The organism is Cohnella caldifontis, from assembly GCF_029360585.1.
In the GTDB taxonomy this organism is placed as follows: Bacteria; Bacillota; Bacilli; order Paenibacillales; family Paenibacillaceae; genus Cohnella; species Cohnella caldifontis.
This window is the reverse complement of sequence record NZ_JAQZSJ010000017.1, coordinates 14,030-26,482: the sequence shown is the minus strand read 5'-3', so window position 1 is coordinate 26,482 and position 12,453 is coordinate 14,030. Positions and strand designations below refer to the sequence as shown.

General features: G+C 57.8%; 11 protein-coding genes. 9 read left to right on the top strand and 2 right to left on the bottom strand.

Annotated elements, in window-relative coordinates; all coding sequences use genetic code 11:
• Positions 1-206 precede the first annotated feature (206 nt).
• Positions 207-1,259, bottom strand: coding sequence for an acyltransferase (locus PTZ19_RS19665; RefSeq protein ID WP_276356911.1), 1,053 nt, complete (start codon positions 1,257-1,259; stop codon positions 207-209).
• Between the two features lie 619 nt (positions 1,260-1,878).
• Here PTZ19_RS19665 and PTZ19_RS19660 point away from each other — a divergent pair.
• The 9 genes from PTZ19_RS19660 (at position 1,879) to PTZ19_RS19620 (ending at position 10,556) form a co-directional block, all read left to right on the top strand.
• The gene (locus PTZ19_RS19660) at positions 1,879-2,784 is read left to right on the top strand and encodes a hypothetical protein (RefSeq protein WP_276356909.1); all 906 of its coding nucleotides are present in this window, start codon (positions 1,879-1,881) and stop codon (positions 2,782-2,784) included.
• 126 nt (positions 2,785-2,910) lie between these two features.
• Positions 2,911-3,684: an ABC transporter ATP-binding protein gene (locus PTZ19_RS19655; protein WP_276356907.1), complete on the top strand. Its 774-nt coding sequence runs from the start codon at positions 2,911-2,913 to the stop codon at positions 3,682-3,684.
• Entirely contained in the window at positions 3,656-4,408 is a 753-nt protein-coding gene (locus PTZ19_RS19650; protein WP_276356905.1) for an ABC transporter permease, read from the top strand. Before PTZ19_RS19655 ends, PTZ19_RS19650 begins: the two co-directional genes overlap by 29 nt.
• 10 nt (positions 4,409-4,418) lie before the next feature.
• Positions 4,419-5,912, top strand: coding sequence for a sensor histidine kinase (locus tag PTZ19_RS19645; RefSeq protein ID WP_276356904.1), 1,494 nt, complete (start codon positions 4,419-4,421; stop codon positions 5,910-5,912).
• Complete coding sequence (locus PTZ19_RS19640) at positions 5,909-6,595, top strand: response regulator transcription factor (protein WP_276356903.1); 687 nt, start codon at positions 5,909-5,911, stop codon at positions 6,593-6,595. The genes PTZ19_RS19645 and PTZ19_RS19640 overlap by 4 nt, the downstream gene beginning before the upstream one ends.
• A 150-nt stretch (positions 6,596-6,745) precedes the next feature.
• Positions 6,746-8,506: an ABC transporter ATP-binding protein gene (locus PTZ19_RS19635; protein ID WP_276356902.1), complete on the top strand. Its 1,761-nt coding sequence runs from the start codon at positions 6,746-6,748 to the stop codon at positions 8,504-8,506.
• A gap of 66 nt (positions 8,507-8,572) precedes the next feature.
• The gene (locus PTZ19_RS19630; protein ID WP_276356901.1) at positions 8,573-9,022 is read left to right on the top strand and encodes a CBO0543 family protein; all 450 of its coding nucleotides are present in this window, start codon (positions 8,573-8,575) and stop codon (positions 9,020-9,022) included.
• A gap of 266 nt (positions 9,023-9,288) precedes the next feature.
• Positions 9,289-10,233 carry a hypothetical protein gene (locus PTZ19_RS19625; protein ID WP_276356900.1) on the top strand — a complete coding sequence of 315 codons (945 nt, stop codon included), beginning with the start codon at positions 9,289-9,291 and terminating at the stop codon, positions 10,231-10,233.
• An 83-nt stretch (positions 10,234-10,316) separates the two neighbouring features.
• Positions 10,317-10,556: an NHLP leader peptide family RiPP precursor gene (locus PTZ19_RS19620; protein WP_276356899.1), complete on the top strand. Its 240-nt coding sequence runs from the start codon at positions 10,317-10,319 to the stop codon at positions 10,554-10,556.
• Here PTZ19_RS19620 and PTZ19_RS19615 read toward each other — a convergent pair.
• A complete protein-coding gene (locus PTZ19_RS19615; RefSeq protein WP_276356897.1) occupies positions 10,544-12,442 on the bottom strand; it encodes a sensor histidine kinase in 1,899 nt (632 codons plus the stop codon). The genes PTZ19_RS19620 and PTZ19_RS19615 overlap by 13 nt on opposite strands.
• Between the last annotated feature and the right edge of the window lie 11 nt (positions 12,443-12,453).

Below are 12,453 nucleotides of genomic sequence, written 5' to 3'. Positions count from 1 at the left end.
AAAGTAATCGGAATGAGCCGCAGAGCTTCTCGTCACTTTCGGGGGATTCATTTGATCGGCACTTTCCACGATGTTTCGTTGTTCGGCCAGCGACCTGACGCGTTCGATCATTTCCCTGCGGTCCACGGAGGTCCCTCCGGGTTGAGGTTGACCTTAGTTTCCGGCAAACGGACCCGAAGTATGCAAAAATAGGAATCGGCGACCGATCAGGACTTGCCGAACCATACCCACGAAAATTTGATTTTTTTCAGCAGAAGCACGATCCCCCAAGAGACGAACGCGTCCAGCAGCAGCGTGAGCGCGTTATAGGCATGGTAAACGGCTCCGCCCGGCCCCGGATTGTACAAGTGTCTCCAGATCGATTGAACGGCCGGGTGCACGAGATAAATCCCGAAAGAGGCCGCGCCGAACGCCAGCACGGCTTGGGAGAGACGGCTGCCCAGCGCGACGGCTTTCCGTCCGATCCAGAGGGCGCTGACGCCGACCAGTACGGCATATAGATTGTAAAGCGCGGCATACAGGGGAGACCAATAGACGGCCCCGCTTTTGGACGCCGCGAGCATGAGAACGTACAGCAAGCCGGTTCCGACGGCGGCGCCGAACGTCCACCAGAGATGCCGGGAACGTTCCGCGAACGCCCGGTAATCCATCCCGATCGCCGCCCCGACGCTGAAGACGAGCAAATAGTTCGGCATCAGCGCAGCGATGTGCGGGATCGGATGATCCCATTTGTTCACGGAATAAAAAGCGGCTTGCCCCAGCAGCCCGATCCATGCGACGTGCCGGGATTGCAGCCGGAATCGCCGCACCAAGGACATGAGCAGCGGGAACACCGCGTAGACCTGGATGACGATCACCATGAAGTACAGGTGGTAGCTGGAGTGCCCCCATAAGAGCAGCCGCCAGAAGAAAGCGGGATCGAACTCGATCCGCCGGTCCATGAGCCATTGGTTAAACGCGTAATAGAATAACGACCATAATAAATAAGGGACTAAAATATATTGGAGCCGTTTTTTATAGAAGGCCAGCGCCTGGGCGCCGCTCCAATCGCCGTGGTAACGGTAAAACAGAACGAGCCCGTTGACCAGCAGGAACAGCGGGACGGCGAACATGCTTAGCTGGTTGGCCAGCACGTAGAACAGCGCCGACAAGCTGCCCCACGGCACCTTGACGGAGGGAGTCGCCGTCGCGTGGATGACCAGCACGGCGAAGATGGCGACGGCCTTGACGAAATTGATTTCCAGGATCCGGTTTTTCATCGAACTCCCCGATTCGTTTATGATGTCGATATTTTATCCCAACCCGTTTTTCGCCACAACGGAAATTCAGGCAGGCAGCCTGTCCCGTCTTCCCGAGGGAGCTCAGGCTGCTTTTCTATTGCCGATTCGGATCGAGGCGCTGTTGTCCGCCCCCAATCACACCTTCTCCGCACCGCCTGCGCCGCCCGGACCTCCCTCTCTTGCATCGCCCCGCCCTCTCGGTCCTTTTTCGCGCCGCCCGGACCTTCCCTGCACCGCTTCTAACGGACAGAGCGGACGTTAAGAGAGGATTTTTCGTCCCCCCGTCTCGCTAACGGACACGGATGCGCTTATTCGGGGAGGAATGTCGGTTGCGGCGGCCATGAAGAGTCGATTAGGTCCGTGGTGTCCGTTACAACCTGGCATAGCCCGCTTTACGCGAAATAACGTCCGTGGAGTCCGTTAGCCCGGTTCGTTTCGTCATCCGTTCCGCACCTCCCGGCCGAAAGTTTAGATTTTGTTAATAATTTCATTAGATCGGCTTAATCTCGGTTTCTCGGGAGTTAAGATTCGGGGTCTATCATAAGGAACAGGCAGCAGGGAATGCGCCGAAATCACAAGCCATTAGGAGGTTATATCGATGAAAAAGAAAGTAATGATGCTGGGAGTCGGGCTGACGATCGGAAGCGCGCTGGTCGCGACTTCCGCGTTCGCGGGAATCGGAGAGGCGAAAGGCTATGAGGCATACAAAACCGCGCTGAAAACGACGGCGGCCGTCGCGAGCTCCACCGATCGCGTTACGTTGTCCATGAGGGATAACGGAACGGAGCTGCTGAACGTCTCGACGACGGTCAAATCCGATCAGACAGCCGGGACGGCCAGCGGGCAAGCGGAGATCAAGGCCGGCTCCGTTTCGCAAACCTTCGAATTCTACCAGCAGGACGGCAAGCACGTTTTCAAAGCCGGCGGCAGCGATACTTACGAAGTGATGGAGGACAGGAGCCGGGAAGAATGGAAGGAGCATGAGCAGGCGCTCCGGGATCCGGCATTCAGCGCGGAAATGGAGAAAGTGGTAGACGCGCTGGTCGGGAACCTGAAAAACCAGTTCGACATCCAATCCGAAGCGGACGGCACGAGCACGATCGACGCGAAGCTGACGGGCTCGGAAATTCCGGCGGCCGTGAACGTCATCGGCTCGCTGTTCGTGAAGGAAGGGCTGAGCGGGAAGCATGCCGATCGGTGGGACCGCCATTCGCCGGCCAAAGACGCCCTGGGCCTCGACATTCCTCAAATCGCCGAACGTTTTCCGAAGCTGACCCAAGACGTCAACCTCGACGAGATCGAGCTGCACGCCGTCATTGACGAGAACGATATCGTCAGCAGCCAGGAAATCGACTTTACGGTGTCCGGGAAAGACGCTTCCGGCAAGAGCCACGAAGTCGTCATCCGCGCGGCCGTCGAGACGACGGGACTGGGCGCTACTACGCCGGATACGATCGACCTGACCGGGAAGAAAATCGAAACGGTAAAGGATATGCGCGACTAACGGACGAAAGACGGGGAGCGGCCCGCGCGGCCGCTCCTGTGGATAATCGGGGGCTCCCCCAAAAGTAATCGGAATTTGCTGCAGAGCTTTGCTTCACTTTTGGGGGTATTTGAGGGAGGGACTTTCATGAACGGGGACATCGTCCTGGACATCCAGGGGTTGACCAAATCGTATCGCAACCGCCGCGGGATCGAGAACGTTACGCTGCAGGTGCGCAGAGGCGACATTTACGGGTTTTTCGGACCGAACGGCGCGGGCAAAACGACGGTGATGAAAATCGCCAGCGGCCTGATCCGGGCGGACCGGGGCAGCGTCCGGCTGTTCGGTTACGACGTGAACGAGCAGTATGAGCCCGCGATGAGCCGGGTCGGCGTGCTGATCGAGAAAGGCGAAGCGTTCGAATATCTCAGCGGCCGCCGGAACCTGGAACTGGCCGCCCGGCTCTATCCCGGCCTCCCGAAGACGAGGGTGGACGAGGTGCTGGAGCTGGTCGGCCTCTCCAAGCACGGCAAGGAGAAGGCCGGTCATTACTCGCTGGGCATGAAGATGAGGCTGGCGATCGCGGGCGCTCTCGTTTCCAAGCCGGAGCTGCTGATTCTCGACGAACCGACGAACGGCCTCGACATCGAAGGCATGGTGGAAATCCGGGAGCTGGTCCGAAAGCTGGCCCGGGAGGAGCGGACGACGTTCTTCCTGTCCAGCCACCTCATCTCGGAGATGGAGATGATCTGCAACCGGATCGGCATTCTCCACGAAGGGAAGCTGATCCGGGAAGGCAGCATGGGAGAGCTGCTGCAGGGTTCGGGTCCTTCTTCCTCCCTTGAAACGTATTTTATCGAACAGATTCGCGCAGAAAGAGAGGCGGCCGATCATGAGCCTGCTAATGTCCGCTACCATTAACGAATGGGTCAAATTGAGAGCCCGCAAGAAAACGGTCTTCTTCTTGGCGCTGATCGCAGTGCTGCCTTTCCTCGGCCTGATGGCCGTCCAGCGCCTGCAGAACGGCGTCGGCATCGCGGCTTTCTCCGGCGCCGACTATCCGATCGCCTTCCTGGGCGGCCTAACGCTGTTCGTGCTGCCGCTCCTGATTTTCCTGTCGGCCTCCGACATGTTCGCCGGCGAGCTGGGAGACAGGACGATCCGCTCCGTGCTGGTCCGGCCCGTCAACCGATATAAGATTTTCGCTTCCAAGCTGCTGGCCATTTTCGGGGTGACCGCGCTCGGCCTGCTGCTGGGGTGGATCTCCTCGACGGCGGCTTCCCTGTTCATGGACGCCCCGGACGGCCGATGGGGCGGCGTCGCGGAATCGGCCTTAGCTTATGCGGCCGCCGCGGTGCCGATGTTCGCGCTCGGAACGGTCTCGGCTTTCCTCTCACTCGGATTCCGGAATGCCAGCGGCGCCTTGGCCGTGTCCATCCTGGTCTACGCAGCCGCCAAGCTGGTCGCCTTCGCGTTTCCGCAGATCGCGGCGTTCCTTCCCACGGCTTACACGGATTGGCATCAGCTCTGGATCGGGGGCGCGGTGTCCTTCGGAAAAATCGCCGCCATCTTCAGCTTTCTGCTGGGTTGCGGTATAGTGTTCTATACGTCGGGTTCTTACCTGTTCGAGAAAAAAGAGGTCTAGGAGACTTGCCATGTCGATCCGGATTCGGCTTTTGCTATCCTACCTGACCATGCTGGTCGTCCCGCTGGTCTTGCTCGGCATTTCCATCGCGGTCATCGTCGGGGTCGTGTTCGGGGACGTGAAGAAGTCTTTCTTGCCCGTGAACATGCAGAATCAGAATCCGATCGCGGCCGTCCTGCGCGAAGAATCGGACGTGGCCGCCGACATCCGGCTTCGGATCGGCAACGACCCGGACTCTCTTCGGGACGTCGACCGCATGCGGGCGTACAACGACCGCCTGGATCGGATCAACATGGGGCTGATCGTCCGCGTGAAGGATCAGGTGGTATACGCTTCTTCGAAGTTCCAGGGGACGGATATCGCATCGCGTCTGCCTGCCTATGGAAGCGGGGCGGAGGGCAACCTCCACGAACCTGGGATGAATCATGGCGAAAATAGTTGGGTCCTGACCCGCCAATACGACGTCGTATTCTCCGACGGCTCCAAAGGCAGCTACTTCGTATGGATGAACCTGGATTTCGTGGCCTGGTTTTTCTCCAAGTTTTTTAAATTGGTCTTTATCGCGTTCCTCGTGATTCTGATCTTGTTTAACGGCGTGCTGACCTATTATGTGTCCCGCAGCATTATCCGGCCGCTTCGGTCGTTGAAACGCGCGGCAGGCGAGCTGAAAGAAGGCAACTTGGCCTATCGGGTGACGCCGGAGTCCCGGGACGAAATCGGGGAGCTTGCCGCGGCTTTCGAGGAGATGCGGGTCAAGCTGAAGGAATCGATCGACCTGCAGCTGCAATTCGAGGACAACCGAAAACAATTGATTTCGAATATATCGCACGATTTGAAAACGCCGGTGACCGCCATCAAAGGGTACGTAGAAGGCATCATGGACGGAGTGGCCGATTCGCCGGAGAAGCTGGACCGGTATTTGAAGACGATCCACAGCAAAACCGAGCAGCTGGACCGGATGATCGACGAGCTGTTCCTGTTCTCGAAGCTGGACCTGAAGCGGCTTCCGTTCCATTTCGAAGAGGTCGAGCTGAACGCATTCCTGCAGGATTGCACCGACGAACTGCAGATGGACGCGGACAAACGCGGCGCGAAGCTCGTTTACGAACCGCCGGAGAACGGCGGGCCGGCCTTCGTCCTGGCGGACCGGGAGAAGCTCAAGCGGGTGCTCGTGAACATCATCGAGAACGCCGTGAAATACATGGATAAGGAAGACGGCCGCATCTGGGTCCGCTTGAACGCCGAGCCGGGCATTTGCCGCATCGTGGTGCAGGATAACGGGCAAGGCATCTCGCCGGAGGCGCTGCCGCATATTTTCGACCGGTTCTACCGGGCGGATCCCGCGCGCAATTCCGATACCGGGGGCAGCGGGCTGGGGCTGGCGATCGCCCGGCATATCGTGGAGGAGCACGGAGGCGCGATTTCGGCGGCCAGCGAACCGGGCGTCGGCACGGTCATCATGATTTCCTTGAAGAGACGGATCAACGGGGGGCATCCATCTTGAAACGCATTCTGATCATCGAGGACGATACGAGCATCGCGGAGCTGCAGCGGGATTATTTGACCATCCATAATTACGACGTCGCCATCGAAACGAGCGGAGACCTGGGGCTCAAGCGGGCGCTGGAAGGCGGATTCGATCTGATCCTCCTCGACCTCATGCTGCCGAAAATCGACGGGTTCGAAATTTGCCGCACCTTGCGCGCCAAGCTCGACATTCCGATCTTGATGGTGTCCGCGAAGAAGGAAGACATCGATAAAATCCGGGGGTTAGGCCTCGGCGCGGACGACTATATCATGAAGCCGTTCAGCCCCAGCGAGCTGGTCGCCCGGGTGAACGCCCATCTGGCGCGGTACGAGCGGTTGTCCGGGGGCGGGCAGCGGAAGGAAGAAATCCGCATCCGCGGGCTGCTCATCGACAAGGCGGCGCGCCGGGTGTTCGTCAACGAGCGGGAAGTTGCCTTCACGACCAAAGAATTCGATCTGCTCGCTTACCTGGCTTCGAACCCGAACCGGGTGTTCAGCAAGGAGCAGCTGTTCGAGCAGATATGGGGATTGGATTCGCTGGGGGACATTGCCACCGTCACCGTGCATATCCGCAAAATCCGGGAGAAGATCGAGGCCGACCCTTCGAACTCCCAATATATCGATACCGTCTGGGGCGCCGGTTACCGCTTCAAAGTGTAGGACCGGCGTTCCTTGCGCTCGCCTCGTTCGTTTTTGCGTGTTGACCCCGTTTTTTTGCGCGTTCGGCGGAACTCTCGCGCGGTATCCTGAAGGCAGAAGTTTTCCCTCCGACGGAGGGCGGGAGATACCAGACAACGGGAGGTCCCTTACGTGGCCGCATTCTTACCTTACATCCGCAAAGAATTGAAGCTGTACCTCTTGGGATTCGCCGGAAGCCTGTTCCGATTCCTCATCCCGCTTGCGCTTCCCCTCATCATCAAGTACATTTTCGATCAATTGCTGCAGAATGGAGCCCTTTCCGCTTCCGAACGTTATGCGCGGCTGACGCTCATCGCGCTCGTCGTCGCCGCCGTCTTTTTCCTGGTCCGGGCGCCCATGGAATTCGTCCGGCAGTACTTCTTGCATAAGGCCAACAACAACGTGATCAAGGCGCTGCGCAGAGACACGTTCGCGAAGGTCCATGCGCTGGACGCGAAATATTTGGCGGACCATAAAAGCGGGGAAATCGGGACCCGGTTTTTCGACGACATCGAGAAAATCCGGGGTTATCTGACCGCCGCGCTGTCCAACATCTGGATCGAAACGGTCGTGCTTCTTTTCGTCGTCGGCGCCATGGCGTTCATGAACGTGAAGCTGACGGCGCTGGCCGTCCTGCTCGTCGGGTTCCAATTCTTCCTCGCCTACCTGCTGTCAAAGAGATTCAAAGCCTCCACGGCCGACATGATGAGATACCGTTCGGTGCTCAGCGGTTTCGTGTTCGAGAAAATCCAAGGCGCCTTCATCGCCAAGCTGTTCGCTTCGGAAGACCGGGACCGGCAAGAGTTGGATCGCCATCTGAAGGCGTACGAGAAGCTGACCGACCGGCAGGCGAAGCTGAACGCGATCACCTTGTCTTCCGTGAACGTGCTGAGCGACATTACGCCTTTCCTCGTCGTGCTGGCGGGCAGCGTTTTGGTCATCGGCGGCCACTTGACGCTCGGCAGCTTGCTGGCGTTCTATGCGTACGTGGACAAGATGAGAAGCCCGGTCGCCGCGCTCGTGCAAGCTTTCCCCGCCGTCACGGAAGGCAGCGTCGCGCTGCAGCGGATTTTCGATTTCCTCCGTACGCCGAGCGAGATCAAGGAGAAGGAACAGCCGGCGGAGCTCCGTTCGTTCGGCGAATCCATCCGCTTCCGGAACGTGTCGTTCGGGTACGCGGGGCGGGATTCGGTGCTCAAGAACCTGTCCCTGAAGCTGGAGAAAGGCAAGACCTACGCGTTCGTCGGCGAAAGCGGCGGCGGCAAGAGCACCCTGCTCCAGCTGCTGTTCCGGATGTACGACCCGAAGGAAGGCGCCGTGTTCATCGACGGCGTGGATATTCGCGAGTATTCCTTGTCCAGCCTGCGCGGGCAGATGGGCGTCGTCACCCAGGACAACTTCCTATACAGCTGTTCGATCAAGGACAATTTGAAGCTGGCGAAGCCGGACGCCACGGACGAGGAAATCGCCGCCGCGGCGAAGAAAGCCTATGCGCACGATTTCATTGCGGCGCTGCCCCAGGGCTACGACACGGAGATCGGGGAGCGGGGCGTCAAGCTGTCGGGCGGCCAGAAGCAGCGTCTCGCGCTGGCGCGCGTGTTCCTGAAGGACCCGTCGATCCTCATTCTGGACGAAGCCACCAGCGCGCTCGACAACGAGAGCGAGAAGCTCGTGCAGGAGTCGATCCAGGGGATCGGCCGGGACAAGACGGTTCTCCTCATTGCGCACCGGCTCTCCACGGTCGTGCATGCGGATACGATATTCGTGATGAAGCACGGCGAGATCGTCGAGCAGGGCAGTCACGGGGAATTGCTCCGGCTTGGGGGATATTATCGGGATTTGTATCGGAAACAGGAGACGGGGACGGAACGGAAAGAGGCGCTGCTTGCTTGAAGCGAAAGTTAGGTTGGTTTACGTCTTCCTTGCTTCGGCAACAATCGATATGAGGTGACCGAATGGATGGTCTTTTTGGCGGCAAGCCTGGTGATCCTTTATGCGTTCGCGTTCTGGATGCCGAAGCGGATGACGGGCTTCGAATTGCACTACACGTCGCTGTTCGCTCTCGTGTTGGAACTGATTACGGACATTTGGCTGAACCTGCAGCTGGATTTGTATCGGTATTTCGGCCAAGGAATTGAGAATAAAGGGTACCTGGTGATTCTCCTGTTCCCCGTTTCGAACATGATCTATCTGAATTTCTATCCTTACGGCAAGGCGATCCGTTATCACGTCCTCTATATCGGCGCGGCGACGGCCGCATCGCTCGTGTACGAATGGCTGGCGATACAATCCGGTTTCTTTTCCTACCACGGGTGGAAGCTGTGGTATTCCGCGGTATGTTACCCGGTCATCTTAGTCATCCTGGCCGCCCATTTCGCGCATACGCGGAGAATAAGAAAGGCGAGTTAGTCATCGCGGTACGGGCGGGAGCCCGGGAGAACGGTGATGAGGAATTCATGCGGATCGTGAAAACGACGCTGATCCGTCTAGAGGACCGCAGGGCTTTACGGGTTCTCGATCCGTTTGGGACGCTTCTCGGGAGGCGTCTTTTTCCGTTCCGCGACGCCCCAGGAGTACCGGGACTACCACATTCGAACATAAAACGCGACATTCGCCGCCATATCCCGTTATAATGGAGGCAACTGGAAAAATTGCGGCGAAATGGAGGGTTTCTTTTGCGCGCGATAGAAAGCTATCGTGACGAGACGAATCGGATATTCGCGGAAGCCGCCGAGGAAATCGCGGCGTTCCCCGCCGGGCTGAGCGGGATCGGCCTGGACATGCTGGCGCGCTGCGACCCGTCGAAAAACGGCGGGAAAACGAACGGAATCAGCTATTTGCTCCCCTACTGGTTCCGGGAACGAACGGGAGGCCCGATCGAGCTCTGCCGGGATTTGGCCGTCGGGAGCCTCCTCATGATGCTCCACTATTTCGTGCTGGACGACGCGATGGACCGGGGAACGGATACCCGGCATGGCGGCATCCGTTGGCCGCTGGCGCTTGGGCAGCTCTTGCAAGAGCGTTTTCGGCAAAGGTACGAATGGCATTTCCCGAGCGGCTCTCCGTTGTGGGATTATTATCGGAAATACTTGCAGGAGTGGGCTTTCGCCGTCCACCGGGAACCGGAAATCCAGGCGAATCCGAGGGAGATCGGACAGCTGGCCGGCAAGGCGGCTCCGGTCAAAATCGGCGCGGCGGGAATGCTGCTGCGCGCGGGGCAGGCGGAGGGCATCCCCGATGCGGAAGAAGCCGTCGAACTCGCGCTGGCCGTTTTGCAGCTGTCCGACGACTGGGCGGATTGGCGGGAAGACTTGCCCGAATCGAACCGCAACGCGTTCTTGACGCTCGTGCGGGAGCGGCTTTCGATGTCCGCCTCGGATCCGCTGGACGAGCGGTCGGTGAGGCAGGCGATCTTCCGGCATCAGGCGCTGGACAAGCTGGCGGATATCGCGGAAGCCTATGGCGAACGGCTTGGGCGGAGTTCTTGCGCGCCCGTGGATCTTATCGATTTCCTGAGCACCATCGCGAAAGACATCCGCAAAGGCGCGATAACCGCCGAGGAATCGACAAGAAGGTTGGCGGATGGCGGCGGACTGGACTATTATTTGTCGAAATTTTAAAAAAATTTGAAGCTTTTTCCCGATGGACATGCTATCATAGATATAGCAATTTATTCTATTGATAGAAAGGATTGTGAGCCGCCATGTCCGTTGACACTCTGAAAATGCAGATCATTAAGAAATCGTGGGATGATCCGTCGTTCAAGCAGAGTTTGCTCTCCGATCCGAAAGGCGCAATCCGGCAGGCATTTGGAGTCGAGTTTCCCGCCGATGTCGATTTGAAAGCGGTGGCGGAATCCTCGGCGAAATTTTACCTGGTCATTCCGCCGAAACCGGAGGACTTGGGCGGCGAATCCAGCGCCCCGCAAATTTACTGGAATTGATCGCGACTTACTAGAGGGAACCGGACGATCGCTTCGGTTCCCTTTCCTTTGGTGCTGCGGTATTCGAGCGTTCCTTTCATGACTTCGATGATCCGGAACGTCACCATCGTGCCGAGGCCCGTTCCTTTCGACTTCGTGCTGAAGAAAGGTTCGCCCAGCTTGGCGATTTGCCCTTCGTCCATGCCCTCCCCGTTGTCTTTGACGCGGATAACCGCCGTATCCCCTTCCGCGAACGCCTCGATTTCGATGATCCCTTCCGATTGCAGAGCTTCAATGCTGTTCTTGATCATGTTGATAAAGGCTTGCTTGAACTTCGAGGAGTTGCCGTTGATATAGAGGCCGTCAGGAATGCGGACGATCAGGACACCTCCGTGCATGGCCGCGAGCGGACTCATGATCGTCTCGATCTGCTGAATCTCTTCCTTCACGTTCAAGGGTACGATCGTATCCAGCTCGGGTTTGGCGAACGTCAGGAAGTCGGTAATGATCGTCGACGCCCGGTCCAATTCGTTGATCGCCATCGAGAATTGACGTTTCGTCTCCTCGTCCGTTTTGCTCGAGAGCAATTGCAAATATCCTCTCGTGACCTGCATCGGATTGCGGACTTCGTGGGCGACGGATGCTGCCAAATCGCTGATGATTTTCATTTTCTCCGTCCGCTGTAGCCGATGGTTATACAGCTCCAATTCCTTTGAATAGGAAAGCAGCTTCGCATAATCCGCCGAAATGCGCCGGGCCAAAATCATGACAAGTGAGCCGATTAGCAGCATAACGCCGTATTTCCATATGAAAAGAACATGCATGCTGTGAGACGCAAACAAAAGGATGAGGTCGGCGACGCCGGCGATCGCAAGGGACAGGAAGCCCAGGGAAAGAATAATGGAATCCCGGTTGCCCCGAACGGCGTTCATGATGGACAGGACGAGAATCATCAACAATTCGACGAAGATCCATGCGGCGAAGATCATACCGGTGAACAGTCGATAGATGGGGTATACGGGATCTCCAAACACCTGGTACAGGACGTCAATGGCGAAGCAACAGACGCAATAACCGATCAGCCACCGGCCGAATGTCGTGAAAAAGGCGTAGCGGCCTTCAAACACGGAGTCGACGTAAAAGCAAAACGCGGGAAAAAGCACGCACATCGACGTGTCGAACAGCAACTGAAAAATCCGTCCGTATTCGTTGAAATAGATATTGGGCAATGGTGAATAAGTTATGAGAATAATACTAGTGGACAAGGCGATCAGACTTAACGCCACCCAAGGTCCCCGTTGGCGGCGGCTCAGGTACCCGGTGAACAGGATCATGATCATCGCCAGAAACCCGATCGACGCGCCGAGTAGAAGGTCGGGCAACTCCTTACGGACGAATCGTTCCGACATTGCGTTGAATTCCCCGATCCTTGCGCCGCTGACCAGCCCTGCACGCGTTTTCGATTCGATTCGCAAGATCACGTCTGTAGAATCGCCCTTGGCCGCGACCGGGAGAAGCAACTTGGTTCTTTCGTAATCAAAATTTCGTTTGATTCGGTAGACAACCCGGCCTTCCTCGTAAACGGACACATCGAGGCCATACAACCGCTCGATGAGCAGCGTCGGATGATTCCATGCGGAGGTCGGCGGAATCACGAGACGTACCCACGCGCCGACGGCCCCTTCCGGTATGGCCGTGAGAGGGCGGCCGGTTCCGGAAGGCAGCCAGGCTCCGCCTTCGGGCGGGGCGGTTGCCGTCCGATCGTCTGCGCGAATCCACTGTATGTTCCATTCGGTTATGGGGAGATCCGGAGAATGGGCGAAGGCGGACTTAGGACTTAGGACCATAAGCGCAAATACCATCACGCCAATCATGGATAACAACGCCGTTAAGCGGGATGATTTCATCTTGCACCTCG